Genomic DNA, 25,906 nt, shown 5'->3' on the forward strand with positions numbered 1-25,906 from the left:
CGGCGCGCGGTCAGCCCGGCGCGCGCCCGGCGCGCGGTCAGCCCGGCGCGCGCCCGGCGCGCGGTCAGCCCAGCGCGCGCTCGCCTTGCAGCAGCCGCGCGTCGTCGGGGTGCGCACGCAGCGTGAAGCCGCAGCGCAGCGCCAGCCGGCGCATCGCGACGTTGTGCGACAGCGTCTCGAACGCCACCAGGCGCACGCCGGCGCCGGCCGCCTGGTCGAGCAGGTGCTCGAGCAGCCGGCGCCCGAGCCCGCGCGACTGCCAGGGGTCGGCGACGACCAGCGCCAGCTCGCCACGCGACGTGCCTGCTTCGATCGCCAGCTGCCCGAGCGCGACCAGCCCGGCTTCGGCCTGCGCGACGACGAAGCGGTGCGCCGGGTCGCGCCGCTCGATCGCGGCGGCCATCTGGCGCGGCAGCTCGCGCAGCGGCGCGAAGAACCGCTGCGTGCGCGAGGCCGGCGACAGGCCCCGCACGAGGCCGTGCAGCGCCGGCAGGTCGCCGGGTTGCGCGGCGCGCAACGTCGGCGGCTGCCGGCACGCCGCCTCGCGAGTGACCTCGACGCGGCCCTCGACCTCCGCGCACAGCGAACTCAGCTCGCTGCGGCGCAGGCCGAGGTCGGCGATCGTGCGGTCGTCGAGCGCGGCGAGCTGCCCGTACGCGCGCGCGGTGGCGCGCGAGCGCCGCAGTCGTTCGGCCCAGGCCTGCGCCGCGGCGGCGAGCCGGCCGGCGAGCGCGCCGAACGGCGCCGGAATTCGCGCCTGCATCGCGGTCTCCTCAGTGCGGTGTGCGCAGCAGCCGCTGCGCGGCCAGGCGCCCGATGTGCTCGCCCATCGCGACGCCGGCATCGATCGCGCTGCGGTAGTGGATGCCGGCGGCGATGCGCGACTCGCCGACCTCGCGCACGAAGTCGTCGACGCGGCTCCAGCGTCGCGTCGCGCCGTTGGCCGTCGGGCTCTGCGTGGCCAGCGGCACCGGCGGCGTGGCACCGACGTCGGCGCGCAGCACCGCGCCGACGGCGGCGGCCAGGATCGCGTGGCCGCTCGGGTACTCGGGGTGCATCGGCGCCTCGATCAGCGACACCCAGCCGGGGTCGCGCTCGGTCGCGTCGTTGCCGTCGAGGTCGCCGTTGCGGATCGCCGTGACCGGGCGCCAGAAGTGGTGGTGGTACTTGGCGTCGAACACCGCGATCAGCGCGTCGTCGAGCGCCTGCGCCGCGGCCGCGTACAGGCGCGCGTTGCGCACCGGGTCGCGCCCCGGCGCCTGCGCCACCGACTGCACGACGCCGAAGTAGATCGGCGGCAGCGAGTACTCCCAGAACTTCGCGACTTCGGTCTGCTCGGCGCTGCGCCGGGTGCTGGCGCGCGCGCCGAGCGACTTGACCTCGTCGTAGTCGCGCGCCCAGGCGGCACTGGCCAGCGCCGGCGGCGGCCCGGGGCGCAACTGGTCGGCGCGTGCGAGCAGCCAGGGCCGGCGCCGCGGCCACGTCGACGCGGCCGCCGCGGCGGTGGGCACGTAGGCGCCGGGGGTGGTGTGCGGACGGTAGTCGTCGGCGGTGGCCGGGTCCGAGGCGCGCGCGGCGAGCAGTTCGGCGGCCGCGCGTTCGCCGGCGGCGACGCCGGCGCGGCGCTGCGCCGCGTCGCCGAGGGGGGCCAGCGCCGCGTCGTACGCCGCGTCGATCGCCGCCTGCTGTGCCGGCAGCAGCTTGAGCAGGATCGTTCGGTGGGCTGCGGCCACCGCGGCGGCGGCGGCGTCTGCGGCCGCCAGCGGCAGCGGGCCACCCGGGCCGGCGACGGCCTCGAGGGCACCGAGCGTGGCCGTCTGCACGAGCGCCATCACGCGCATCGCCGGCGGCGTGCCGAGCTTGGCGTCGACGACGATGCGGCCGGCGCGCTGGTTCCAGTCGGTGACGACGTCGGCATGCGTCGATGCAGCGGCGCCGAGCAAGGCCACCAGCGCGAGCGCGGTGGCGCGGACGGGGAAACGGGTCTTCATGGATGGCTCCGGGTCGGGGCAGGGGCGCGGCCGCGCGAAGCGACGCTCGCGCCCGGGTCGGTGGTGGGTGGAACGGTCGTCGCGACGCGGCGCTCAGCGCTTGACGACGACGACCTCGAGGTACTCGGCGGGGATCACGAGCGACGCCGGGCCCGCGGTGTTCGACTGCTCGAGCAGGCGGGTGACGTCGCGCTCGAGCGCCTGGCGACCGGCTGCGTCGAGCGCGGCGAAGGCCTTGTGGGTCGGCCCGTAGTAGTCGCGGAACACCTGCAGCCAGTGCGCCGCCGAGCGGTAGCGGAACTGGAACTGCCGGCGCGTGCACTGCAGGCTCGCCGCCTGGGCGCCGAACAGCCGGTCCAGATGCGCTTCGGTGCCCCACAGCGCGGGCGAGGGCAGCCCGGCCGGCGGCGGCACGTGCGCGCCGACGATCTTGAACAGCCGGCCGATGAAACCCTCGGGCGTCCAGTTGGCCAGGCCGATGCGCCCGCCGGGGCGCACGACGCGCAGCAACTCGGCGGCCACGCGCGCCTGGTCCGGCGCGAACATCGCGCCGAAGGTCGACAGCACGACGTCGAAGCCGGCGTCGGCGAAGGGCAGCGCCTCGGCGTCGGCCACCTGGAAGCGCACCTGCAGCTGCTCGGCGCTGGCGCGCGCCGCGCCCTTGTCGAGCAGCGCCGGCACGTAGTCGGTCGAGGTGACGTCGGCGAAGCGGCGCGCGGCGGCCAGCGTCGCGTTGCCGTTGCCGGCGGCGACGTCGAGCACGCGCTCGCCGGCGCGCACGTCGGCGGCCTCGGCGAGCAGTTCGCCGACGATCTGCAGCGTGGTGCCGATGACGGCGAAGTCGCCGCTGGCCCAGGTGGCCTGCTGGCGCTGCTTGATCGCCGCGAGGTCGGGGGTGGTGGGGGTGAGGACGGGGGTCATCGAGGTCTCCATCGAAACGGTGGTCGGGGTGGCCGGTCGGCGGGGTCGCCGCCGCCCGGTGCCTGCAATGTGCAAAGGCGGGCGTTGCACGCGCGTTCCACCGCGCACGACGCGCGCCGCGCGCCGCCAGGGGCCGCGCGATGACACGGCGGCTTCGCCTGACGCTGTTCGGCGTGCCGCAGCGCGAGCAGGCGGGCACGCCGGCGGCGCTGGCGTTCGAGCGGCGCACGCAGCTGCTGCTGTGGCTGGCACTCAAGCGCGGCTGGGCCGCGCGCACCGACGCGGCCGCGCTGCTGTGGCCCGACATCGACACCCGGCTCGCCCACGCCAACCTGCGCAAGACGCTGTTTCGCCTGCAGGCGCTGCCGTGGGGCGCGTCGATCGAGTCGGCCGGCGGCGCGTTGCGGCTCGACGCCGACACCGACGTGGCCGACTTCGAGTCGGCGTTGCGCGAGCAGCGCGCGGCCGACGCGCTGGCGCTGTACCGCGGCGAGCTGCTGGTCGGCTGCGACGACCCGGCCAACGACGCGTGGACCGCGTGGCTGCACTTCGAGCGCGAACGACTGCGCGTGGCCTGGCGCGGCGCCGCGCTGGCGTGGCTGCGCAGCGAGGTCGACGCCGCCGACGCCATCGCGCTGTCGGCGCGGCTGCTCGACGCCGATGCGCTCGACGAGGCCGCGCTGCAGGCGCACATGCGCTGGCTGGTGCGCGACGGCCAGGCCGGCGCGGCGCGGCAGGCCTACCGCCAGTTCGCGCAGCGCGTGGCCGCCGAACTCGGCGTGTCACCCGCCGCCGAGCTGCAGGCGCTGCACGACGCGATCGCCGCGCCCGGCGGGCTCGCCGGCCCGGTCGACGCCGGCGCGGCCGAGCCGGGGTTCGTCGGGCGCGGCGCCGAACGGCGCCGCATCGCCGAGCTGCTCGCGCGCGACGACTGCCGCCTGCTGGGCCTGGTCGGTCCCGGCGGCGTCGGCAAGACGGCGCTGGCGCGACAGGCGGCGCACGAGGCCGACGCGCGTTTCGCCGACGGCACGCTGTTCGTCGCCGTCGAGGACCTGGCCGCGGCAACCGACCTCGGCCACCGGCTGGCGCGCGAGCTCGGCTGCCGCACGGCCGCCGACCCGTTCGCCGAGGCCGTGGCGGCGCTGCGCGGGCAGCAGCGGCTGCTGGTGCTCGACGGCTTCGAGCAGCTCGCCGAGGCGGCGCCGCGGCTGTCGCAGCTGCTGCACGCCTGCCCGCGCGTCAAGCTGCTCGTCACCTCGCGCGTGCGCCTGGGCGTGGCCGGCGAGTGGACGCTGCCGTTGGCCGGGCTGCCCTGCCCCGACCCCGAGGACGCCGACCGCATCGAGGCCTTCGACGCGGTGCGGCTGTTCACCGCCGCCGCGCAGCGCGTCGACCCGGCGTTCGAGCCGGCGGCGCACGCGCTGGCGCTGGTCGAGATCTGCCGCCGGGTCGAGGGCCTGCCGCTGGCGCTGGAGCTGGCCGCCGCGTGGGTGCGCGTGCTGCCCTGCGCCGCCATCGCCGCCGAACTGGCGCAGCGCGGCGACCTGCTGCGCGCCGTCGACCCGGCGCGGTCCGCGCGGCACGCGAGCTTCGACGCGGTGTTCGAGCAGTCTTGGCAGCGGCTGGGCGCGAGCGAACGCGACGCGCTGGTGCGCCTGTCGGTGTTTCGCGGCGGTTTCGGCGCCGACGCGGCGCGTGCGGTGGCCGCGGCACCGCTGCCGGTGCTCGCGGCGCTGGCCGACAAGTCGCTGCTGATCAAGGACGGCGAGCGCATCCACCTGCACGCGCTGGTGCAGCAGCGCGCCGGCGAACGTTTCGCCGACGCCGACGCACGCCACGCGGCCGAGGCGGCGCACGCGTCGCACTTCCTCGGCCTGCTCGCGCAGCTGCGCCGACGCGTCGACGACGGCGACCGCGACGCGCTGCGGCAGGTCGAACTCGAGTTCGAAAACTGCCGCCGCGCCTGGGGCTGGGCCGTCGCGCACGGCGACATCGACGCGCTGGCCGCCAGCGCAGCGACGCTGATGCACTACTGCGACCACCGCCTGCGGCTGGCCGACGGGCTGGAGCTGCTGCGCCCCGCCGCCGCGTCCGACGCCGCGGCGGCGACGCCGCGCCTGCGCGCGCTGCTGCTGGGGACGGTGGCGCACCTGGAGTACCGGCTCGACCGCTACGCCGACGCCGAGGCCAGCGCGATCGCAGCGCTGGCGGCGGCGCGCGCCAGCGCCGACCACGACGCGCGCCTGCAGGCGCTGAAGGTGCTGGGCGGCTGCAGCCTGCGCCGCGGCCGGCACGCCGACGCCAGGCGCTACTTCCAGCGCGCGCTGCGGCTGGCGCCGGCCGGCACCGACCCGCGCAACGCCGCGGGCATGCTCGACAACCTGGCGCGCGTCGAGCTGGCCACCGGCCGCTACGACGAGGCGCGGCGGCTGTCGCTCGCGGCGCTGGCCGAGTTCCGCCGGCTGCGCGACGTCGCCGGCGAGGCGCTGTGCCTGAACAACCTCGGCGCCTGGCATCTCGACCGCGGCGACCACGCCACCGCCGGCGTGCACCTGCGCGACGCGCTGGCGCTCAGCGACCGCCACGGGCTGGCGGCCACGCGCGCCTACGCGCTGGCCAACCTGACCGAGCTCGCGGTGAAGACCGGCGACGCCGACGCGGCGCAGCGGCACGGCGCGGGTGCGCTCGAGGTCGCGGCGGCCAGCGGCAACCGCGTGCTCGAGTCGGCGGTGCGGCTGCAGCTGGCGCGGCTGGCGGTGCGCGGCGGCGCGTTCGACGAAGCCAGGGCGCAGCTCGCCGCGGCGATGACGCTTGCGCTCGCCGTGGGCCGGCCTGCGCTGCAGTGGTCGGGCGTGACCTGCTTCGCGCTGCTGCTGCACGCCCAGGGCCACGCCGCGGCCGCGCACCGCGTGCTGGCGCACGCCGTCGCCCAGCCCGGGCTGAACGCGGTCGAGCGCGACGAAGCCGCCGCGTGGCTCGCGACGTGGGTCCTGTCCGGCGAGGTCCCGCGACCGTGGCCGGGGATCGGGCTGGACGACCTGGCGCACCGCATCGTCGCCGAGGCCGCTCTGGCGCACGTGCCGCTGATCGCGCTGCTGGGCGACACGCCCCGGCTCTGAACGGCGCCGCGCCGGCCACGGCCGGCGCGTGCGTTACGACATCGATACACCCCGCGCGCACCGCGACGCGACGCGGTTACCCGCGTTGCCGAGACTGCCCTGCATCGGCGCTGTGCCCCGCGCCGCCACCGCCAGGAGAGCCGTCATGCATCGCCGCCCGAATCCTCACCGCCCGCGCTTGACCGCGCTGCCGCACGACGGCGACGCCCACCGGCTGCCGGCACTGCCGCGGCCGTCGGCCGACGCCGCGACGCGGCTGTGGCAGGCGCTGCGCCGCCACGTCTGGCGCTGGCAGCGGCTGGCCGTGCCGCAGCGCGGCACGGCCACGCGGGTGTGGTGCTGAGCGCGCGCCCGCGCCCACGGAGGACACCGCGATGGACCTCGTCCAAGACCCCGGCTGGACCTGCCCGACCACGCTCGACGCCGAGCGCCTGCGCGCCGAGGTGATCGCCACCTACGGTCGCGTCGCGCGCCGCCCGCGCGCCGGCGACTTCCACTTCCCCGTCGGCGCCGACCACGCGGTGCACACGCTCGGCTACGACGCCGCCGCGGTGGCCGCGCTGCCGGCGGGCTGCAGCGCGCGTTTTGCCGGCGTCGGCAACCCGCTGCTCGCCGGTCCGGTGCCCGCCGGCGCCGTGGTGCTCGACCACGCCTGCGGCGCCGGGCTGGACCTGCTGCTGGCGCTGCGTGCCGCCGGCGCGCGGGGCCGCGCGTTCGGCGTCGACCTGACGCCGGCGATGCGCGACGCCGCGCGCGACGCGGCCGCCGCGGCCGGCCACGCGGCGCAGGTCGAGATCGTCGCCGCCAGCTTCGACGCGCTGCCGCTGCCCGACGACGGCGTCGACGTCGTGCTGTCCAACGGCGTGCTCAACCTGGCCACCGACAAGCTGCAGGTGCTGCGCGAGGCGCACCGCGTGCTGCGCCCCGGCGGCGCGCTGTACCTGGCCGACGTGGTGCTTGACCGCGAGCTGTCGCCGCTGGCGCGCGGCAACGCCGCGCTGTGGGCGGCGTGCGTCGGCGGCGCGCTGAGCGAACCGGCGCTGCTCGGCGCGCTGGCGCGCGCCGGCTTCGCCGACAGGCGCATCGTCGCCCGCCACGACCCGTTCGGCGGCACCGCGCTGCCGCTCAAGTTCGGCCGCGATCTCGCGGTCTCGTCGGTCACGCTGGCGGCGCGCAAGCGCGCCGCGGCGGGCCTCGTTCCCCCCGGGCCGCCCCAGCGGCCATCCACCCCCTGAAGGAGTCGAACCATGCTGCGCAAGTACATCATCGAACGCCACGTGCCGGGCATCGGCACCCACCCCGCCGACGCCTACTGCGGCATCGCCCAGCAGTCCAAGGACGTGCTGGTGCGCCAGGGCACCGGCATCCAGTGGCTCGAGTCGTTCGTCGTGCAGGACAAGACCTACTGCGTCTACCTCGCCGAGAACGAGGACCTGATCCACGAACACGCGCGCCTGTCGGGTTTCCCGGCCGACCGCATCGAGCCGGTGAAGACCGTCATCGACCCCAGCCTGGCGCCGGCCTGAGCGCCGCGCGAGGCGGCGCCGCGCCCGGGCGCGGCGCCCTCTTCGAGGAGAGCTGCCATGTTCATCGAGATGCTGATCGACTCGCTCGGTGCGGCGTCGGCGCTGGCACTGCTGGGCACCGCCGTCGTCGGCGCGGCCGCGGTGCTGGGCGCGCTGTGGCACGACGACCTGCGGCTCAGGCAGCGCGAGCGCGGCTGGCGCTGAGACGGCTGCCGCCACCGGGGCCCCACGATGCGCCACGACGACATCCTGCACACCATCGGCCGCACCCCCGTCGTGCGGCTGTCACGGCTCGCGCCGCCGCACGTCGAGCTGTACGTCAAGCTCGAAGCGTTCAACCCGATGGGCTCGGTCAAGGACCGCATGGCCCTGGCGGTGATCGACGACGCCGAACGACGCGGCGTGCTGCGCCCCGGCCAGACGGTGGTCGAAGCCACCAGCGGCAACACCGGCATCGGGCTGGCGATGGTCTGCGCCCGCAAGGGCCATCCGCTGGTCATCGTGATGGCCGAGAACTTCAGCGTCGAGCGCCGGCGCTTGATGCGCTTCCTCGGCGCACGCGTGGTGCTGACGCCCGCTGCGCTCAAGGGCAGCGGCATGCTCGCCAAGGCGCGCGAGCTGGCGCAGGTGCACGGCTGGTTCCTGCCCAGCCAGTTCGACAACGAGGCCAACGCACGCGCCCACGAGCGCAGCACCGCCGTCGAGATCCTCGACGACTTCGCCGACGCACCGCCGACGCACTGGGTCACCGGCAGCGGCACCGGCGGCACGCTGCTGGGCGTCGCGCGCACGCTGCGCCGGCACTGGCCTGCGACGCAGGTCGTGGTGTGCGAACCCGACAACGCACCCGTGCTGGCCGGCGGCATCGCCGCGCCGCCGCCCGACGTCGACGGGCTGCCCGCCAGCCACCCGCTGTTCCGCCCGCACCTGATGCAGGGCTGGACGCCCGACTTCGTCCCGGCACTGGTGCAGCGTGCGCTCGACGAGAAGCTCGTCGACCGGATCGTGGCCGTGCCGGGCGACGAGGCGCTGCAGGTGGCGCGCGAGCTGGCCCGCCAGGAGGGCATCCTGGCCGGCATCTCGGGCGGCGCGACGGTGGCCGGCGCGCTGCGGCTGGCGGCCACGCTGCCCGCCGGCAGCCGGCTGCTGGCGATGGTGCCCGACACCGGCGAGCGCTACCTGAGCACGCCGCTGTTCGCCGACATCGCCGCCGAGATGGACGACGACGAGTGGGCGATCTCGCGCAGTTCACCGCGCGCGCGCTTCGACGCGCCGACGCCGGCCGCAGCGTCCGAGAACCGGCCGCTGCCGGCGCCCGAGGGGGTCGCGTTCGTCGACGCCGCCGTCGCCGATGCGCGTCGCCCGGCGCTGATGTTCGGGCTGCGCTGGTGCGAGTTCGGCTGGGCGCTGCGGCGCCTGTTCGAGCGCATCGGCACGCCGCTGCACGAGATCCACGTCGACGACCCGGCGTTGCAGCGCGGCGCGCTGGCCGGCGCGGTGCGCGCGGCGCTGGCGGCGCGCACCGGCTCGGTCACGCTGCCGCAGCTGTTCGTCGCCGGCACGCATGTCGGCGGCTGCACCGACGCCATCGCCGCGTGGTGCGAAGGCCGGCTGCAGCCGCTGCTGCGCCGCGCCGCGCTGCCGTTCGACGCCGACGCGCGCGTCGACCTGCCCTCGCTGCTGCCGGCCTGGGTGCAGCCGCGCTGATGCGGCGGGTGGCGGCGACGCGCGGGCCGTGGCGGCGCCCGCATCGCCGTCGACCATCGGCGGAACGTGCCGTCGCCCGCTTGCATTTCGCGACATCCGGAGACGGTCTGCAGCAGCGCATCGGAGTAAGGTGAATCCCGAGGCCTTCTCGTCATGGGCTGAAGGAGACGCACCGGCATGCGACCGACCCGACCCCGCCAGACCCAGGCACCGGCCGCGCCCGTCGCGGCCGCCAGGCTGGTGTCGCGCATCTACCGCCACGCCGGCGCGCCGCTGCGCGCCGAGATGCTGGCCTGTCTGCTGCGGCCGCTGGGCGCGCTGAGCCTGGTGGGCGTGGCCGCGGGCGCCTTCGCGCCACTGCTGCAGCGCGACGGCGCGGCGCCGAGGACGATCCCGCTGGAGATGGCGGCCCGCTACTCGAGCGACCAGGTGCTCGAACTGACGTTGTTCGTGCACGAGGTCCATCCCGACGTGCTGGCGCAACTGACCACCCTGCTGGGCGGCGGCGCCATCGGCGCGGCCGCCCTGAGCGCTTCGGCGCTCGTCGTGCTCTACCGCAGGCTGCGCTTCGCGCCGGCCGCGTCGCCACCCGGGGTGGACGCAGCGCGCTGAGCTGCGCGCGTCGCCGCCGCACCGGCCGGCGGCGAACCGGTTCGAAGCGCCGCAGCGGCCCGGGTCGGCCTGCCGCGCGGTCGCCGCGGCATCACCGCAGGCAGCGCAGCGGGTCAACGGGGCGCCGCACGACACGCGCCCGCCGGTGCACGGTGTCGGGGTCGGCGGCGCGACCGGAGGGCGGCGCCGCGTGCAGCGGCCGGCGCGGCGCACGGGTAGCATGCGCGCGCCACCCCACCCCGCCTGCGCTGCCGATGAACGAAGTCCGTGCCCTGCTGCTGACCGACGTGGTCGACAGCACCGCGCTCGGGCAGTCGCTGGGCGACGACGCGATGGCGGCGCTGTGGGCCGCGCACGACCGGCTGGCGCGCGAGCTGTTGCCGCCGCACCGCGGGCGCGAGATCGACAAGACCGACGGCATGCTGCTGATGTTCGAGCGCGCCGACGACGCCGTGGCCTACGCGCGCGCCTACCACGCGGCGCTGGCCACGCTCGAGCCGCCGCTGCGCGCACGCGCCGGCCTGCACGTCGGGCCGGTGGTGCTGCGCGAGAACCCGGCCGACGACGTCGCGCGCGGCGCCAAGCCGATCGAGGTCGACGGCATCGCCAAGCCCACGGCCGCGCGCGTGATGGCGCTGGCCTGCGGCGGCCAGACGCTGCTGACGCTCGACGCGCTGCAGGCGCTGCACGCCGCCGGCGCGGCGCCGCGCGCGCACGGCCACTGGCACGTGAAGGGCGTCGCCGAGCCGATCGAGCTGTTCGAGCTCGCCGACGGCCCCGGCACGACCCCGCCCGACGGCGACAAGGCATACCGCGTGGCGCGGGTCGGCGATCGCTGGCTGCCGCTGCGCGAGGTGCCGAACAACCTGCCGCGGCCGGCCAGTTCGTTCGTCGGGCGCGGCGGCGAGATCGACGAGATCAAGGCACTGCTGCGCCAGGCGCGCCTGCTCAGTCTGGTCGCCATGGGCGGCCTGGGCAAGACGCGGCTGGCGCTGCAGGCCGCCGCCGAACTGCTCGCCGAGTTCCCCGACGGCGCGTGGTTCCTGGACCTCGCGCCGCTGCGCGAGCCGGCGCGCGTGGTCGAGGAGGCGGCGCGGCTGCTGGGCGTGCAGGAGGAGGCCGGCCGGCCGCTGGTGCAGACGCTGTGCGCGCAGCTGCGCGAGCGCCGGCTGCTGCTGGTCGTCGACAACTGCGAGCACCTCGTCGACGCCGCGGCGGCGCTGGTCGACGCGCTGGTGCGCGCCGCGCCCGACCTGTGCGTGCTGGCCACCAGCCGCACGGTGCTGCGCGTGTCCGGCGAACGCGTCGTCCCGGTGCTGCCGCTGCCGCTGCCGGGCGTCGGCGACGACGCAAAGGCGCTCGCGCAGTCCGGCGCGGTGCGGCTGTTCGTCGAGCGCGCGCAAGCACAGCGCCCCGACTTCGCGCCCGACGCGCGCGAGGTGGGTCAGGTCGCCGAACTGGTGGCGCGGCTCGAGGGCATCCCGCTGGCGATCGAACTGGCCGCCGCGCGCGTGCGCTCGCTGGCGGTGGCCGACATCAACGCGCGGCTGGCCGACCGCTACCGGCTGCTCACCGGCGGCAGCCGCGTCGCCGAGCCGCGCCAGCAGACGCTGCGCGCGCTGGTCGACTGGTCGTACGAGCTGCTGCAGCCGCCCGAGCAGACGCTGCTGCAGCGCCTGGGCGTGTTCGCCGGCGGCTTCGACCTGACGGCGGCCGAGGCGGTGTGCGGCGTCGACCCGATCGACCCGCTGGACGTCGTCGACCTGGTCGACTCGCTGGTCGAGAAGTCGCTGGTGATGCCCGACCGCGGCGCCGACGGCACGCGCTACCGCATGCTCGAGACGCTGCGCGAGTACGCGCGGGAGAAGCTCGACGCCAGCGGCGATGCGGCGGCCATCGCGGCGCGGCACTGCGAGCACTTCTGGGCGCTCGCGCGCCAGGTGCGCGACGGACTGCAGGGCCCGCAACAGCCCGAATGGGCCCGGCGCGGCGAAGCCGACCTCGACAACCTGCGCGCCGCGATCGCCACCGCGCGCCGCGGCGACGCGGACCCGATGCTCGCGGCCAAGCTGCCGGTGGCGCTGCAGGGCTTCTGGGTCATGCGCGGGCGGCTCGCCGAGGGACGCGCGCACGTGCAGGCGGCGCTCGAGCTGCCCGCGGTGCAGGCGTCGGACGTGGCGCGGGCGCACATCCTTTACGTCGCCGCCGTGCTCGCCGACGCGCAAGGCGACGCCGCCGAGGCTTGTCGGCTGCTAAAGACCTGCCTGGCGTTGCGGCGGCAGGCGCAAGACACGGCCGGCACGGCAGAGACGTTGTCGACGCTGTCGATGGCGCTGCTGGCCATCGGGCGACCCCACGAGGCGCTATCGGCCGAGCAGGAGGCGCTGGAACTGTTTCGACAACTCTCGCACCGCCTCGGCGAGGCGATCGCCCTGCCGCACCTGGCGCACATCACACTGCACCTGGGGCAAACGACGCAGGCCCGCGAATACGCACTGCACGCGCGTGTCGTCGCGCGCGAACGCGCTTATCTCGAGATGGAAGGCGAGTGCGAGTGGTTGCTGGCGGAAGTCGCGCAGGCCGAAGGCGACGCCGCGACGGCACTGGCGCACCTGCAGGCCTCGTTGCAGAGCTGCCGCAAGGCGGGTGACCGCAGCGGTGAGGCGCGTGCGCTGGGCGCGCTGGGCCGCCATGCCCTGCATGCCGGCGACCTCGAGACCGCCCATCGTCAACTCGGCGACGCGCTGCGCGCGTTCCGCGCTTACGAAATGCGGCGCGACCTGATCGTCGGCCTGGAGGACCACGCGGACCTCGCCGCCGAACTGGGTCAGGACGACACCGCGGTGCACCTGCGCGCAGCCGCCGTGGCCGCACGTGCGGTGCTCGGACTGGCCCGGGCGCCTTACCTCGAGGCGCAGTCGGTTGCGCGCGAGGCTGCGCTGCACGAGCGCCTGGGCGATGCCGGTTACCGAGCCGCGTGGGCGCAAGGCGAAAGCTGGGCCCTCGCGACCGCCTACGACGCCGCGCTGGCGGTGGCCCCGCAGCAGGCCTAGGAACCCCCGGCCCGTCCGCGGCGGCGGCCAGCGAGCAGCAGGCCGCCGATCGCGACGCCGGCCAGCACGAGCGAGCCCGGCTCCGGGACCACCGAGAAGCTCACCACCGGCGCCTCGTTGTTGACCCCTGAGCAGTCTTCGGGCTCGAGGTACGGATTGGCGTCGCAGATGGAAGCATCCACGCTCCAGGACAGCGACGCTGAGGGACCGTCGACGAGCGTGAAATCGAGCGCCAGCACGAACGCGGCGTAGACCCCCTCGAACATCGCCAGCGCAGTTTCGTCGGCAAGCACGGGTCCCGACGACGCGATGATGCCCAGCGGCACGCCCGACGCCGCCAGGCCGACGTCCGTCACCACCAGCGAGGCAGTGAAGTCCAGCGTCTCGATCGTCGCCTGCAACAAGTCGGTCGTGTCGTAGAACTCAACGGTGGCATCGACCACCGTGACGGGGGCGCACAGCCCCGCCACGGGGTAGCCGGCCGGGCCCGGCTGCGCCAAGCACGCGGCCGGGACGTCGACCTTGACCTCGCCGCGCCAGCCCAGGTTGGTGAACGGCGAGCCATAGGCCGGATCCCATTTGCCGACCACGTAGATGGCGTGCGACGGCGCGCAGACCACGAAGGTCAGGATCAGCACACCGAGCGCACGCGTGAGGGTGCTCCTCAACGACGAGTAAGGCATCTGCCGTCCTTATTGGTTGAACGGCACGACCATGCAAGAAACGTTCCGAGGACTCTGCCACCCGCGCCAAGTGCTTGATTCCACGGTATCTGTTGACCCACGCGGCGGTGCCACCCGCATCCCCGCAACGGCGTCATGTCAATCCCGCCGACAATCGCGTGCCGGTCAGTCGATGGTGGTGCGGTCGAGCACCTCCACCGCATGCGCGTACCCCTGCGCGACGATGCTGTCGAAACGCCTCCAGTCGAGCATGCCCACGCGTGGCAGCGGCGGGTTGAAGTACAGCTGCGTCAGCGCGCGCGCGCGCTGCTGGCGCGACATGCTGTACAGGATGGTGACGTTGATCAGGTAGTTCGGCAGCGACGGCAGCCGGTAGCGGCGCCGCGCGCGCGGGCGCAGCCGGTCGCGCAGCAGCGCCCAGGTGCCGGGCACGTCGTCGTGCTCGAGGCGGCGCAGGTGGCGCGCGCCGAGGTCCACGCCGATCACGCGGCCCACGCCGCGCCACCGGCGCATCACGTCGGCCGGGAAGTTGTTGAAGGTGCCGCCGTCGCACAGCAGGTCACCGTCGCGGATCACCGGCGGCAGCGCGCCGGGGATCGCGATGCTCGCCAGCAGGCCCTGCAGCAGCGGCCCGTGGCGCAGCACCTGCTCGCTGGCCTTCGAGTAGTTGGTCGCGACCGCGAACCAGCCCTTCCACAAGTCCTCGGCGTCGCATTCGGCGCCCACCAGCCCGTTCAGTGCCTCGCCGACGACGCGCCGCAGCCGCCGGCCCTTGATCAGCGAGACCATCGGCAGCAGGTTGAAGTCGCCGGTGGGATTGCTGCCGAAGGCGCGCCGCGCGTTGTCCATCACCGCGTCCAGCGGCTGGTCCGACGCCACGTAGGTGGCCATCACCGAGCCGATGCTGGTGCCGCCGACCACGTCGATCTCGATGCCGCGCTCCTGCAACGCGCGCACCACGCCCAGGTGGGCCAGCCCGCGCGCGCCGCCGCCGGCGAACACCAGCCCGTTGGCGGTGCGGCTTTCCAGCCGCGCCAGCCGCGCCATGTCGCGCTCCAGCGCCGGGCGCACGTGCACGTGGTCGGCCACCGGCCGGCGCGCCAGCCAGGCGCGCGTGCCGCGCGGCGCACGCCGGTCGGCGGGGTGCAGCAGCACCAGCACCTCGGTGGCATCGGTGTGCGCCGGCCGGCGCATCAGGCAACGCTGCTCGATGGGGTGCAGCGCCGGCGGCGCGTCGGCGTCGGCGAGCAGCAGCAGCTCGTCGGCATGGCGGGTGCATCGCACGGTCCACGGCGTGTCGGTGTCGTCGGACAGCAGCAGCACGAAGTCGTGTTCGGCCTCGATCTCGTCGAGCCGCACCGCGACGCGGCGGTTCGCGTCGGCGTCGCCCAGTTCGCGCGTGCTGATGCCCGGCGCGCCGAGCTCGGCGTCCAGCCGCGCGCCGTCGACGATCGCGACGCGCCCCATCGGCTGCAGCTGCGCCGCCAGCGACGCACCGAAACCGGCCCGGTCGACCCCGGCGGTGACCGGCACCAGGCCGATCGTCACCGGGCGGTCGAGCGTCGAGCGCTCGCCCTCGGTCTGCAGCCGGCGGATGATCTGCCGCGTCAGCGCGATCGACGCCTGCGCGCTCAGCGCCAGCAGCTGGTGGAACTCGTCCTTGCCCAGGCGCGCGAGCACCGAGTCGCGGATCGCCACCAGCGTGGCCGAGCGCGGCTCGTCGGTGTACAGGCTCATCTCGCCGACCACCTGGCCGCGCGAGACCTCGCGCACCACGCGCTGCGAGCCGTCGTCCTGCCGGATGTAGGTGCGCAGCCGCCCGCTGACCAGCAGGTACATCGCGTCGCCGGGCTCGCCCTGCGCCATCAGCGTCTGCCCGCCGGCGATCTCGACCCAGGTCATCTGCGCGCGCAGCCGCGTCAGCGCGGCCGGCCCGATGTCGGGCAGCACCGCCTGCAGGTGCCGCAGCAGCAGCGCTTCGAGGTAGCCGGGCGGGTCGTCGTCGGTGGGCATCGGCATCGCATCGCAGGAGGTCGGGCGGGCACTGTAGCCGAGCGCCGGCGCTGCACCGCGGCCCGAGCGCACGCGGCCCTGCGACCCTGCACCTCAGATCGACGCGCACGGGCCGCGCCGGCCCGGACGCGTTCAGTGCGCCGCCGCGGCGGCGCGTGCCCTGTCGGTGTCGTGCATCAGGCGCGCGACGATCAGCCGCATCACGTGGAAGCCGAGCTTCGGGCTCTGGAAGTACAGCTGCTGCATCGCCTCGCCCGACAGCGCGTACAGCACGCAGTCGGTCTCGCACACCAGCGACAGGGTGCGCCGGTGGTCCGGCGCGAACAGCCCGATCTCGCCGACCAGCGCGCCGGCGTCGAGCACCTCGTCGTGCTCGACCAGGCGCAGCCGCCCGGAATCGAGGTAGAGCATCTCGGTGGCCTCGTCGCCCTGGCGCCACAGCGTCGTGCCGGCGGCGGCGGTGCGCCGCGTCATGTGCGGCAGCAGCCATTTCGACACCGGTTCGTCGGCCTTTGCCCGCTCGATGGACGCCACCAGCTTGCGGATCTGCAGCGTCTTCTTGATGTTGATCGGGATCAGCGCCGCGTACAGCAGCAGCGTCGGCAGCGCCGAGAAGAACGCACCGTACACGACGAGGAACACGCAGGCCACCAGCGCGACGACGCGCAGCGGCAGCATGCTCTTCATCATGTAGCTCGCCAGCATCAGCGCCGCCCCGACGAAGCCGAATGCGTAGCCGATGCTGGGGTCCATGCGGGTTGCGGCGGTGCGTGAGACGGCCCCCACTGTAGTGGAAGCCGGCACCGCGGCGCCTCAGGCAGGGTGGGTGGCGACGCCGCGCCGCGCCGGCCGAGGCGGTGCTGCGGGCGCCGGATCCAGGCGGCGGGTGGCCAGCACCAGCTCGTCGTCGCCGGGGTGCGCGGCCAGCGCGAAGCCGCAGCGCGCCGCCAGCGAGAGCATCGCGCGGTTCGTCGCCAGCACCTCGAGCAGCGCCTCGCGCGCGCCGCCGCGCACCGCCTCGGCGGCCAGCCGCTCGAGCAGCGCTCGGCCCAGTCCGCGGCCCTGCCAGGCGTCGGCCAGCACCAGTCCGAGCTCGGCGCACGGCGCGGGCGGCGAGGCGGTCCAGGCGACGTCGCCGAGCGCGACGACGGTGGCATCGCCCGTCGACTCCGCGACGACGAAGCGGTGCCGCGCGTCCCCGCGGCGCAGCCGCTCGACGAGTTCGGCCGGCAGCTCGCGCAGCGGCGCGAAGAACCGCTGCACGCGCGTGCGCAGCGACAGCGCCGCGACGAATCGCTGCAGCGCGTCGATGTCGTCGGCCCCGGCGCGGCGCAGCCGCCACGGCGGCGCGGCGTCACGGCTCGCGGTCGTGTCCATCGGCGCTCGCCTCGTTCAGGCCGCGCGCGCGGCCAGCGCGGCGGCGCGCCGCCGCGCCGTCGTCGGCAGCACCAGCGCCGCTGCTGCCAGCGCCAGTGCGATGTCGACCGCCCAGAGCAGGTCGTCGCTGCCGGTGGCCACCGCCGCCCAGCCGCCGAACCAGATGCCGGCGAAGCTGCCGACCTGGTGCACCAGCATCACCACGCCGAACAGCGTGCCCAGGCGCTCGACGCCGTGCTGGCGCGCGACCAGCTGCGCCGTCGGCGGCAGCGTCGCCATGTGGCTGGCGCCCATCACGGCCGCGAAGCCGAGCATCACCGCCGGTGTGGCCGGCAGCGCCAGCAGCGCCGCGACGCCCAGCGCGCGCACGCCGTACATGCACGCCAGCAGCGCGGCGGCGTCGCCGCGGCGCATCGCCAGCCCGACCGCGACGCTGCCCGCGACGTTCGCCGCGCCCGCCACCGCGATCCACGTGCCCGCCAGCGACGCCGGCAGCCCGCAGCGCTCGATCACGCCGGGCATGTGCGCGGCGAGGAACGCGATGTGGAAGCCGCACACGCCGAAGCTCAGCGCGACGCGCCAGAAGCGCCACTCGCGCAGCACGTCGGCCACCGGTGCCGACGCCCGCGGCGCCGCGACGGCGACGGCCGGTCGGCGCATCGCCAGTGCCAGCGGCCAGGCGACCAGGCCCAGCACCGCGGTGGCGGCCAGCGCCCAGGCCCAGCCGCGTGCGTCGATCGCCCACTGCGTCGAGGGTCCGAGCAGCAGCAGCCCCGCCGACGCGCCGGCGCCGACCACGCCGACCGCGAAGCCGGCGCGCTCGGGCGGCACCGCGCGGTTCACCTCGCCGATGAGCAGCCCGTTGCTGCCCACCGCACTGCCGGCCACCGCGCCGGCGACCAGCGACAGCATCAGCAGCGCCGGCGTCGGCGACCACGCCGGCAGCGCGGTGCACAGCGCCAGCAGCGCCGCAGCGACGACGATCACACGCGCCGCGCCGAGCCGGTCGGCCAGCGCGCCGACCAGCGGCTGCGTGAAGCCCACCGCCAGCTGGCCCAGCGCCAGGCCGAAGCTCAGCGTCGCCAGCCCCAGGCCCGACGCGGTGTTCAGCGGCGAGACGAACAGCCCGAACGCCGAGCGACCGCCGGTGATCAGCGCCATCAGCGCCGCGGCGGCCAGGGTCACGCGCCACGCCGAGGCGTTCATCGCGACCCCGCGCCGGCGTGCCGCTCGACCGCGCTGCGCGTGGCGGGGGCCAGGCCGTGCAGCTCGGCGGCCAGCGACGCGGCCTCGGCGCGGGAGAAGCCGAGGTCGCGCAGCGCCGCGTCGTCGAGGCGCTCGATCGCGCGGCGCGTGCGCACCCAGGCGCGCCAGCGCTGCCAGCGGGCGGCCAGCCGCTGCACGCCGCGGGCCGCGGCGCGCCAGAGGTCGCCGCACGCGGGGCGCGCGGCCGGGATCGGCAGGGTCATGTCTTCGTCTCCTTCGCCACGCGCCACGACGTCGCGGCCGCGCGGCGCGCGACCTCGGCGCGCGGCGTTCAGGCCGCCATCGGCATCGGCACTTCGGGCTGCTGCGGCACCGCGTAGGTCAGCGGCGCCAGTGCGTCGTGCACGCGCGCGGCCTGCGCTTCGTCGATCAGCGAGAACAGCACGCCCTGGAAGCGCGGCTCCATGACCCCCGAGACGATGTACTGCCAGCGGTACGCCTTGAGCACCAGCGCATGCACCTGCTCGAGCTGCGCGTCGCTGAAGTCACGCCCGGCGATCGCGGTGAAGTAGCGCGCGTCGGCGCGCGCCTGCGCCTGCAGGATGCCGTCGACGGCGCCGACCAGCGCGATCAGCTCGCCCACCGCGGCGTCGCGCTGCGCGGGGCTCAGCTTGGCGTCCTCCTTGCGCAGCTCGATCTCGTCGAGGATCGCGTGCTGCGACTCCTCCTTCCAATGGAACAGGAACACGTCCTTCCACAGCGGGCACAGGTCGGCCTGCGGCTCGATGCTGGCGCGGTAGTGCGCCTGCGTGAACAGCTCGATGTCCAGCGTCAGCGCGAGCACCGCCCAGGTGCTGGAGGCCAGCACCGCCTGGGCCACCGCGTTGGCGTCGGCGGTCATCTCGTAGCCGCTCGGCATGTCGGCGCCGATCGTCGCCTCGATGCGGCGGAACAGCTCCTGGTGCTTGATCTCCTCGTCGGTCATGCGCACCAGCGCCTCGAGCGCGACCTGGTCGCCCAGCGCCTGCTCCTGGCCGAGCTGGAGCACCTTGGCGCCGATGAAGCGCTCGACGAGGCCGAAGATGTACGCATAGGTGCGGCCCTGCACCTGGCTGAGCAGGCGCTTGTCCTCGGCGGACAGGAACGGCAGCTCGTGCACCAGCGACAGGCCGCTGGGCAGGAAGGTCTTGCCGTAGTCGAAGTGGCGGCCACGGATCAGGTCGCGCTCGATGTCCCAGCGCACGCGCTTGGAGACTTCGATGACCTTGGCGTAACGCGCATCGGTGGTCGGGGTGACGGTGTGCATGTCGGGCTCCTCGGGTTCGGGGGTCGTCCCGACGGCACCACGCCATCGGGCATGGCGAGACTGTGGGCGGCGGCGGTAATCGCACGATGGCGCGCCGGTCGCGCGTGTTGCGCCGGTGTATCCGCGGGGCTGCGGCGCGCCGGCGCGGCGACGCTCGTGTTGCCGCTTTGTATTGCGGCATTCCCCAGCGCGGGGCGCGGCGGCACAATCCCGCGCCATGGGCTCCGCCGGCAACCTGCTGATCGTCGACGACGACGCGTCGGTGCGCCAGATGCTGCGCGAGTACCTCGCAGGCCACGGCTTCGCGGTGCGCATGGCCGGCGACGGTCAGACGATGCGCACCGAGATCGAGCGCGAGCTGCCCGACCTGGTGCTGCTCGACCTGCGCCTGCCCGGCGAGGACGGGCTGACGCTGGCGCGCTTCCTGCGCGCGCACTACGACCTGGGCATCGTGATGGTCACCGCCTCGGGCGACACGGTCGACCGCGTCGTCGGCCTCGAGGTCGGCGCCGACGACTACATCGCCAAGCCGTTCGATCCGCGCGAGCTGCTCGCTCGCATCAAGAGCGTGCTGCGGCGCATGCAGGCGCGCGCCCCGGAACCCGCCGCGCGCACCGCCGACGCCGCTCCGGCGGCCCAGCGCAGGCGATTCGGCCGCTGCGAGGTCGAGCTCGAGTCGCGCCGCCTGTTCGACCTCGGCGCCGGCGGCGCCGAGGTGCCGATGACGGCGATGGAATACGACCTCATCCGCGTGTTCCTCGCCAACCCGAACCGCGTGCTGTCGCGCGACCAGTTGCTGCAGCACACGCGCAACCGCGAGTGGGAGCCGTTCGACCGCTCGATCGACATCCGCATCGGGCGGCTGCGTCGCAAGGTCGAACCCGACCCGGGCGGCGAGCCACGCTGCATCCGCACCGTGCGCAACGGCGGCTACATGTTCGTGCCCGACGCTGCCTGAGCGGCGCCGCGCACCTCGGTTTCGTTCGGTCGCGCGTTCGGCCAGGGGCCCGTCATCCTCGCGCGCGCCCAAGGCCCGTGGCAGTATTGAACGTTGGACGGCGGGCGACGGCTGCTGGGGCCTGCGACGGCCGGCGCTTTGCGACACCGACGAGCACGGCGACGGCGAGCCCGTGCTCGCTGTCGCGCACCACTCACGATGGCCCTCGCGGCAGGCGGCACCCGTCGCGGGCGATCTGTGTGGCGGCGAGCAGCGCAGGGCCGGGGTCGGCGCGCGTGAGCGCGCTTCGTGCACTGACTCGCGGACGTCGTCCGAGCGCAGTGAGCCGTAGGCGAACGCAGCGAGTTAGGCCGCGCGACCCCGGGCCGAGCAGCGCAGCGCAGTCGGCCTGCAAGGCCGACCGCCACAGGGTGAGCCCGCGGCGGGAGCCGCCTGCCGCGACGTGCCAACCCGGAAAGTCGAACCGCAACGACGCGAGCCCTTCGCAACGCTCGGCCCGCAAGCCAAGTGCTGGCGACCCTGGTCGCCCCGACGCCGACAGGCCACGCCCGCCCTCGCGTCACAGCCGCTCGAGCGTGCGCGGGTCGGGTTGACCGTCGAAGAAGCGGTCGAGCGCGGCGCGGTACAGCGGCTCGCCGGGGTCGGCGCGCGCGAACAGCGTCATCGACGAGCGCAGCTTGAGCGCGTCGACGTCGCCGAGGATGTCGCGTGCGCTGCGGCCCGCGGGCGCGGCCAGCAGCAGCGCGGTGCACTCGCGCAGCCGCGCGCCGAGCAACGGGTGTCGCGCGTACGCCTGCGCCTCGGCCAGCGACGCAATGCCGAAGTGCGCGGCCGTCGCGCTGCGGCCCAGGCCGCGCAGTTGCGGGAACACGAACCACATCCAGTGGCTGGTCTTCGCGCCGGCGGCCAGTTCGGCGAGCACCTGCGCCGCCACCGGTGCCTGCGCGTCGACGAAGCGTCGCAGGTCGAACGCGCCGTCAGCCATCGTCGCGAGATCCGCCCATCGCGTCGCGCGCGCGCATCTTGGCGTGGATGTACGCGCCGTGCGGCACGTGCAGCAGGTCGGCGATGCGCCACAGCACGTGCTGCTCGTGCGCGCTGAGGGCGCCGTCGGCCCAGGCGACGCGCCACATGTGCTCGACGATGCGCAGCTTGCGCGGCATGTCGAAGCCCTCGTTGATGCGCGACGTGAAGGCGTAGTAGTCGCTGGCGTCGCGCGCGGTGCGCTCGGCGAGTTCGACCAGGCGCGCGATCTCGTCGTCGGCGAGCGCGAACTTGTCCTTCAGCGCGTCGACCACGGCGCGACGCTCGGCCGCGCCGACGTCGGGCGCGGTGCGCAGCACCTCCACCAGCAGCACCGCGGTGGCCAGCTGCAGCTGGTGCTCGGCGTCGGCCGGCGGCGCGCCGGGCTGCGGCGGCAGCATCGCGTCGAACAGGTCCTTGAGTGTTCGCAGCATCGGTGCAACGGGGTTCGTGCGCGCCGTTCAGTCCGCGCAGCGCCCGGGGGCGGGCAGCCGCATGTGCCGGCGCAGCCAGTCGCGTTCGGCGGCGGCGGCGTGGCGCGTGGCGATCTTCTCCTCGGGCGTCTGGTCGGCGCGGAAGTCGAAGGCGCGACGCGCCATCGGGTACATCTGCATCTGCACCGGCACGCCGCGCTCCCACAAGGCGTAGAACGCGCGGCCGTTGACGATGCGGCGCAGCTCGAAGTCGGCGTCGCCGATCAGCATCAATGTCGGCGACGTGATGCGCATCACCTCGGGCGCGATGCCGAACAGCTGCTGCGGCTCGGGCGCGTTGGGGTGCTGGAAGTGGCCGTAGTACGCGACGATCGCCGCGACGTCGGCCGGGCGCTGCGCCGCGATCCTGATCGCGAAGTACGGGCCGCGCGACTTGGCGACGATGCCCACCGGCTGCCGGCAGGCCTGCGGGTGCGCGACGAGCGTCGCGAACGCGGCGGCGACGTCGTCCTCGGTCTCGGGCACGTGGCGGTCGGGCCAGCGCTCGAGCATCTGCGCGCGGATCCAGTCGGGGGCGAGCACCAGGAAGCCGTCGCGCGCCAGCGCGCGCATGTGCTCGCGGTCGACGTCCTCGAAGCCGCGGCGCGCGTGGATGTAGAACACCGCCGGCCAGGGGCCGTTGCCGGCCGGCCGCGCGACCTCCACGGGCACCTCCTGGTCGCCGTGGCGCACGACGGTGCGCTCCAGCGCAGGCGCGGTCTGCGCGCCGGCGGTGTCGGCCAGCGCGAGGACAAGCAGCAGGACGGCGGCAGCGCGCATCGGCGGGTGGTTCGGGGTTCCGGGGGCGGGTCGGGCGACGGCTCCGGGTGCCGAGCATAGCCGGCCCCGGCACATGGCCGTTCGCCCCGCGGGTGCGCGAGGCGCTGCCTACAATGGTCTGATGGATTCCTGCGACGTCGCGGTGCACGGCGGCGGCATCGTCGGCCACACGCTGGCGCTCGAACTGGCGTCGCACGGGCTGGAAGTGGCGCTGCTCGCGCCGCCGCCACGCGCCGGCACCGACCTGCGTGCCTACGCACTCAACGCCGCGTCGGTCGCGCTGCTGCAGCGCCTGCGCGTGTGGGCGCAACTGCCCGCCGACGCGGCGACCGCGGTGCACGAGATGCGCGTGCACGGCGACGCGCTCGCCAGCCGCATCGAGTTCTCGGCGTGGACCCAGCATGTCGATCAGCTGGCGCACATCGTCGACGCCGCTGCGCTCGAGGCGACCCTGGCCGACGCGGTGCGCTTCGCGCCGCGCGTGCATGCGCTGGCCGCCGACGCGTCGCCGCGTGCGCGGCTGCACGCGTGGTGCGACGGCAAGTTCTCCGCCGGCCGCGAGCGGCTGGGCATCGGCTTCGCCGTGCACCACTACGGCCACACCGCGGTCGCGGCGCGGCTGGTGGCGTCGCAGCCGCACGCCGGCGTCGCGCGGCAGTGGTTCCGCGCGCCCGACGTGCTCGCGCTCCTGCCGTTCGACCGCGCGCAGCGCGGCTGCGGCTACGGCCTGGTGTGGTCGCTGCCCGAGGCGCGCGCGCGCGAGCTGCTGGACGCCGACGCGCAGGCGTTCGAGGCGGCGCTGAACGACGCCACCGGCGGCGAGGCCGGCACGCTGACGCTGGCCGGCGACGGCCAGCGCGCCGGCTGGCCGCTGATGGTCGGTCGCGCCGAGCGCGTCGCGGGCCCGGGCTGGGTGCTGCTCGGCGACGCCGCGCACGTCGTGCACCCGCTCGCCGGGCAGGGCCTGAACCTGGGGCTGGGCGACGTCGAGGCGCTGTCGCGCGTGCTGGTGCAGCGCGAAGGCTGGCGCGCGCTCGGCGACGAGCGGCTGCTCGCGCGTTACGCGCGCGAACGCGCCGCACCGACGCGCGAGATGGCGCTGGTCACCGACGGATTGCTGCACTTGTTCGCTTCCGACCTGCCCGGCGTCAGGGAACTGCGCAACCTCGGCCTGGATCTGGTGGATCATCTGCCCCCGCTCAAGCGCTGGCTCACCGCCCGCGCGCTCGGAACCTGAAGGACCGTACCCGATGAAGTCGTCCCTGTCGCGCGCCGCTGCCGCCGCGCTGCTGTGCCTCGTCGCCGTCGCCGCGGGCGCGCAGGAGGCGGTGATCCGCAAGAACCTCGCCGAGCGGCTGCCGAGCCTGCCGAAGATCGACGAGGTCACGAAGACACCGCTGCCCGGCCTGTGGGAGGTGCGCATCGGCACCGACGTGCTCTACACCGACGAGCGCGGCGACCACATCGTGCAGGGCGCGATCTTCGACACGCGCACGCGCACCAACCTGACCGAGGAACGCATCAACAAGCTCACCGCGATCGACTTCGCGAGCCTGCCCCTGAAGGACGCGATGGTCGTCAAGCAGGGCAGCGGCGCGCGCCGCATCGCGGTGTTCGCCGACCCGAACTGCGGCTTCTGCAAGCGCTTCGAGCGCGACCTCGTCAACGTCAAGGACGTGACGGTCTACACCTTCCTGTACCCGATCCTCGGCGCCGACTCGAACGAGAAGTCGCGCGCGATCTGGTGCGCGAAGGACCCGATGAAGGCCTGGCGCGACTGGATGCTCGACGGCATCGCGCCGCCCAAGGTCGCCGGCAAGTGTGACGACGCGGCGCTCGCGCGCAACGTCGCGCTGGGGCAGAAGCACCGCGTGCAGGGCACGCCGGCGATCGTCTACGAGGACGGCACGCGCACGCCGGGCGCGGTGTCGGCCGCCGAGCTCGAGAAGCAGCTCGCCGCGCGCGGCAAGTCCTGAGGCGCACCGCGCGAGGCGAGCAGGCGCCGTGATCGGCTACCACGTCGAGATCGCCGACGCGCACGCACACCTGTGGCGCGTCACGCTGACGGTGCCGCGCCCGGCGGCCGTGCAGCGGCTGAGCCTGCCGGTGTGGATCCCCGGCAGCTACATGGTGCGCGAGTTCGGCCGCCACCTGTCGGCGCTCGAGGCGCATCAGGGGCGGCGCGCGGTGGCGCTGACGCAGCTCGACAAGACCAGCTGGCAGGCGGCGTGCGAAGGCAGCTCGGCCCTGGTCGTGCGCTACACCGTCTACGCGTTCGACACCTCGGTGCGCACCTCCTTCCTCGACGCCGAGCGCGGCTTCTTCAACGGCACCAGCGTGTGCCTGCGCGTCGAGGGCCGCGAGGCCGAAGCGCACGCGCTGACGCTGGGCGCCCTGCCGCACGGCTGGCAGGTGGCCACCGCGATGCCGGCCCAGCCGGGGCGCGGGCGCGCCTGGGTGGCCGCCGACTACCACGAGCTGGTCGACCACCCGTTCACCCTGGGCCGGTTCTGGCGCGGGCGGTTCGACGCTGCCGGCGTGCCGCACGAGTTCGTCGTCACCGGCGCCTGGCCTGGCTTCGACGGCGAGCGGCTGCTCGCCGACGCGCGGCGCATCTGCGAGGCACAGATCGCGCTGTGGCACGGCCGGCGGCGGCGCGAGGTGCCGTTCGCGCGCTACGTGTTCATGCTGCACGCCACCGACGACGGCTACGGCGGGCTCGAGCACCGCGCGAGCACCGCGCTGATCGCGTCGCGGCGCGACCTGCCGCGGCGCGACGCGCCGGGCCAGGGCGCGCTGTCCGACGGCTACGTCACGCTGCTCGGGCTGATCAGCCACGAGTACTTCCACACCTGGAACGTCAAGCGGCTGCGCCCGGCCGAGCTGGCGAGCATCGACTACACGCGCGAGAACTACACCTCGCTGCTGTGGTTCTTCGAGGGCTTCACCTCGTACTACGACGACCTGATGCTGGTGCGCGCCGGCCTGATCGACGAGCCGCGCTACCTGAAGCTGCTGGCCAAGGCGATCGACGGCGTGCACGCCACGCCCGGGCGCGCGCTGCAAAGCGTCGCGCAGGCCAGCTTCGACGCCTGGGTCAAGTACTACCGCCCCGACGAGAACACGCCCAACGCCACCGTCAGCTACTACACCAAGGG

At 75.0% G+C, this 25,906-nt stretch carries 25 protein-coding genes; 12 read left to right on the top strand and 13 right to left on the bottom strand.

Annotated features, from left to right (window positions below):
* Nucleotides 1-64: 64 nt before the first annotated feature.
* The 3 genes from PKC53_RS12550 to PKC53_RS12560 all read right to left on the bottom strand — a co-directional run bounded on the left by PKC53_RS12550 (nucleotide 65) and on the right by PKC53_RS12560 (nucleotide 2,912).
* The gene (locus tag PKC53_RS12550; RefSeq protein WP_324429060.1) at nucleotides 65-763 is read right to left on the bottom strand and encodes a GNAT family N-acetyltransferase; all 699 of its coding nucleotides are present in this window, start codon (nucleotides 761-763) and stop codon (nucleotides 65-67) included.
* 10 nt (nucleotides 764-773) lie between these two features.
* Nucleotides 774-1,991, bottom strand: a complete 1,218-nt coding sequence (locus PKC53_RS12555) for a vanadium-dependent haloperoxidase (RefSeq protein WP_324429062.1) — start codon at nucleotides 1,989-1,991, stop codon at nucleotides 774-776.
* Nucleotides 1,992-2,084: 93 nt separating this feature from the next.
* Nucleotides 2,085-2,912, bottom strand: coding sequence for a class I SAM-dependent methyltransferase (locus PKC53_RS12560; protein ID WP_324429064.1), 828 nt, complete (start codon nucleotides 2,910-2,912; stop codon nucleotides 2,085-2,087).
* A gap of 140 nt (nucleotides 2,913-3,052) precedes the next feature.
* Here PKC53_RS12560 and PKC53_RS12565 point away from each other — a divergent pair, with 140 nt between their 5' ends.
* The 8 genes from PKC53_RS12565 (at nucleotide 3,053) to PKC53_RS12600 (ending at nucleotide 12,929) form a co-directional block, all read left to right on the top strand.
* On the top strand, nucleotides 3,053-6,031 hold the full coding sequence (locus PKC53_RS12565; RefSeq protein WP_324429066.1) for a tetratricopeptide repeat protein: 2,979 nt from the start codon (nucleotides 3,053-3,055) through the stop codon (nucleotides 6,029-6,031).
* Between the two features lie 145 nt (nucleotides 6,032-6,176).
* Complete coding sequence (locus tag PKC53_RS12570; protein WP_324429068.1) at nucleotides 6,177-6,374, top strand: hypothetical protein; 198 nt, start codon at nucleotides 6,177-6,179, stop codon at nucleotides 6,372-6,374.
* 31 nt (nucleotides 6,375-6,405) lie between these two features.
* Nucleotides 6,406-7,266: a methyltransferase domain-containing protein gene (locus PKC53_RS12575; RefSeq protein ID WP_324429070.1), complete on the top strand. Its 861-nt coding sequence runs from the start codon at nucleotides 6,406-6,408 to the stop codon at nucleotides 7,264-7,266.
* Nucleotides 7,267-7,278: 12 nt separating this feature from the next.
* Complete coding sequence (locus PKC53_RS12580; RefSeq protein WP_324429072.1) at nucleotides 7,279-7,557, top strand: DUF4242 domain-containing protein; 279 nt, start codon at nucleotides 7,279-7,281, stop codon at nucleotides 7,555-7,557.
* Between the two features lie 57 nt (nucleotides 7,558-7,614).
* Nucleotides 7,615-7,761 carry a hypothetical protein gene (locus PKC53_RS12585; RefSeq protein ID WP_324429074.1) on the top strand — a complete coding sequence of 49 codons (147 nt, stop codon included), beginning with the start codon at nucleotides 7,615-7,617 and terminating at the stop codon, nucleotides 7,759-7,761.
* A gap of 27 nt (nucleotides 7,762-7,788) precedes the next feature.
* Nucleotides 7,789-9,264 (top strand): pyridoxal-phosphate dependent enzyme, encoded by a 1,476-nt coding sequence (locus tag PKC53_RS12590; protein ID WP_324429076.1) that lies wholly within the window; start codon nucleotides 7,789-7,791, stop codon nucleotides 9,262-9,264.
* A 177-nt stretch (nucleotides 9,265-9,441) separates the two neighbouring features.
* A complete protein-coding gene (locus PKC53_RS12595; RefSeq protein WP_324429078.1) occupies nucleotides 9,442-9,876 on the top strand; it encodes a hypothetical protein in 435 nt (144 codons plus the stop codon).
* A 254-nt stretch (nucleotides 9,877-10,130) separates the two neighbouring features.
* Nucleotides 10,131-12,929, top strand: coding sequence for a tetratricopeptide repeat protein (locus PKC53_RS12600; RefSeq protein WP_324429080.1), 2,799 nt, complete (start codon nucleotides 10,131-10,133; stop codon nucleotides 12,927-12,929).
* On the opposite strand, the gene PKC53_RS12605 is transcribed toward PKC53_RS12600, so the two are convergent.
* The 7 genes from PKC53_RS12605 to PKC53_RS12635 form a co-directional block, all read right to left on the bottom strand.
* Nucleotides 12,926-13,612 carry a PEP-CTERM sorting domain-containing protein gene (locus PKC53_RS12605; RefSeq protein ID WP_324429082.1) on the bottom strand — a complete coding sequence of 229 codons (687 nt, stop codon included), beginning with the start codon at nucleotides 13,610-13,612 and terminating at the stop codon, nucleotides 12,926-12,928. The genes PKC53_RS12600 and PKC53_RS12605 overlap by 4 nt on opposite strands.
* A gap of 165 nt (nucleotides 13,613-13,777) precedes the next feature.
* Nucleotides 13,778-15,625: a patatin-like phospholipase family protein gene (locus PKC53_RS12610; RefSeq protein WP_324429084.1), complete on the bottom strand. Its 1,848-nt coding sequence runs from the start codon at nucleotides 15,623-15,625 to the stop codon at nucleotides 13,778-13,780.
* Nucleotides 15,626-15,757: 132 nt separating this feature from the next.
* Nucleotides 15,758-16,378 carry a cyclic nucleotide-binding domain-containing protein gene (locus PKC53_RS12615; protein WP_324429086.1) on the bottom strand — a complete coding sequence of 207 codons (621 nt, stop codon included), beginning with the start codon at nucleotides 16,376-16,378 and terminating at the stop codon, nucleotides 15,758-15,760.
* Nucleotides 16,379-16,438: 60 nt separating this feature from the next.
* Nucleotides 16,439-17,002, bottom strand: a complete 564-nt coding sequence (locus tag PKC53_RS12620) for a GNAT family N-acetyltransferase (protein WP_324429088.1) — start codon at nucleotides 17,000-17,002, stop codon at nucleotides 16,439-16,441.
* A gap of 15 nt (nucleotides 17,003-17,017) precedes the next feature.
* Nucleotides 17,018-18,187, bottom strand: a complete 1,170-nt coding sequence (locus PKC53_RS12625) for an MFS transporter (RefSeq protein WP_324429090.1) — start codon at nucleotides 18,185-18,187, stop codon at nucleotides 17,018-17,020.
* 17 nt (nucleotides 18,188-18,204) lie between these two features.
* Nucleotides 18,205-18,471, bottom strand: a complete 267-nt coding sequence (locus tag PKC53_RS12630; RefSeq protein ID WP_324429092.1) for a DUF1127 domain-containing protein — start codon at nucleotides 18,469-18,471, stop codon at nucleotides 18,205-18,207.
* 68 nt (nucleotides 18,472-18,539) lie between these two features.
* Nucleotides 18,540-19,514 carry a hypothetical protein gene (locus PKC53_RS12635; protein WP_324429093.1) on the bottom strand — a complete coding sequence of 325 codons (975 nt, stop codon included), beginning with the start codon at nucleotides 19,512-19,514 and terminating at the stop codon, nucleotides 18,540-18,542.
* Nucleotides 19,515-19,731: 217 nt separating this feature from the next.
* Between PKC53_RS12635 and PKC53_RS12640 the strand changes: the two genes are divergently transcribed.
* Entirely contained in the window at nucleotides 19,732-20,472 is a 741-nt protein-coding gene (locus PKC53_RS12640; protein ID WP_324429095.1) for a response regulator, read from the top strand.
* A 559-nt stretch (nucleotides 20,473-21,031) separates the two neighbouring features.
* On the opposite strand, the gene PKC53_RS12645 is transcribed toward PKC53_RS12640, so the two are convergent.
* Genes PKC53_RS12645 through PKC53_RS12655 form a run of 3 tightly spaced genes read right to left on the bottom strand, consistent with a single transcriptional unit; the run spans nucleotide 21,032 to nucleotide 22,748 of the window.
* Nucleotides 21,032-21,457 (bottom strand): DUF1810 domain-containing protein, encoded by a 426-nt coding sequence (locus tag PKC53_RS12645; protein WP_324429097.1) that lies wholly within the window; start codon nucleotides 21,455-21,457, stop codon nucleotides 21,032-21,034.
* Nucleotides 21,450-21,929: a TerB family tellurite resistance protein gene (locus tag PKC53_RS12650; protein WP_324429098.1), complete on the bottom strand. Its 480-nt coding sequence runs from the start codon at nucleotides 21,927-21,929 to the stop codon at nucleotides 21,450-21,452. The genes PKC53_RS12645 and PKC53_RS12650 overlap by 8 nt, the downstream gene beginning before the upstream one ends.
* A gap of 27 nt (nucleotides 21,930-21,956) precedes the next feature.
* On the bottom strand, nucleotides 21,957-22,748 hold the full coding sequence (locus PKC53_RS12655; RefSeq protein ID WP_324429100.1) for a dienelactone hydrolase family protein: 792 nt from the start codon (nucleotides 22,746-22,748) through the stop codon (nucleotides 21,957-21,959).
* Between the two features lie 121 nt (nucleotides 22,749-22,869).
* On the opposite strand from PKC53_RS12655, the gene PKC53_RS12660 reads away from it, so the two are divergent.
* The 3 genes from PKC53_RS12660 to PKC53_RS12670 all read left to right on the top strand — a co-directional run.
* A complete protein-coding gene (locus PKC53_RS12660) occupies nucleotides 22,870-23,985 on the top strand; it encodes an FAD-dependent monooxygenase (protein ID WP_324429102.1) in 1,116 nt (371 codons plus the stop codon).
* Nucleotides 23,986-23,998: 13 nt separating this feature from the next.
* Complete coding sequence (locus PKC53_RS12665) at nucleotides 23,999-24,724, top strand: DsbC family protein (protein ID WP_324429104.1); 726 nt, start codon at nucleotides 23,999-24,001, stop codon at nucleotides 24,722-24,724.
* A 28-nt stretch (nucleotides 24,725-24,752) separates the two neighbouring features.
* Nucleotides 24,753-25,906: peptidase M61 (locus PKC53_RS12670; RefSeq protein ID WP_324429106.1), on the top strand; the 1,154-nt coding region annotated here is incomplete at its 3' end.

It is taken from the genome of Azohydromonas sp. (genome assembly GCF_035325925.1).
In the GTDB taxonomy this organism is placed as follows: Bacteria; Pseudomonadota; Gammaproteobacteria; order Burkholderiales; family Burkholderiaceae_C; genus Calidifontimicrobium.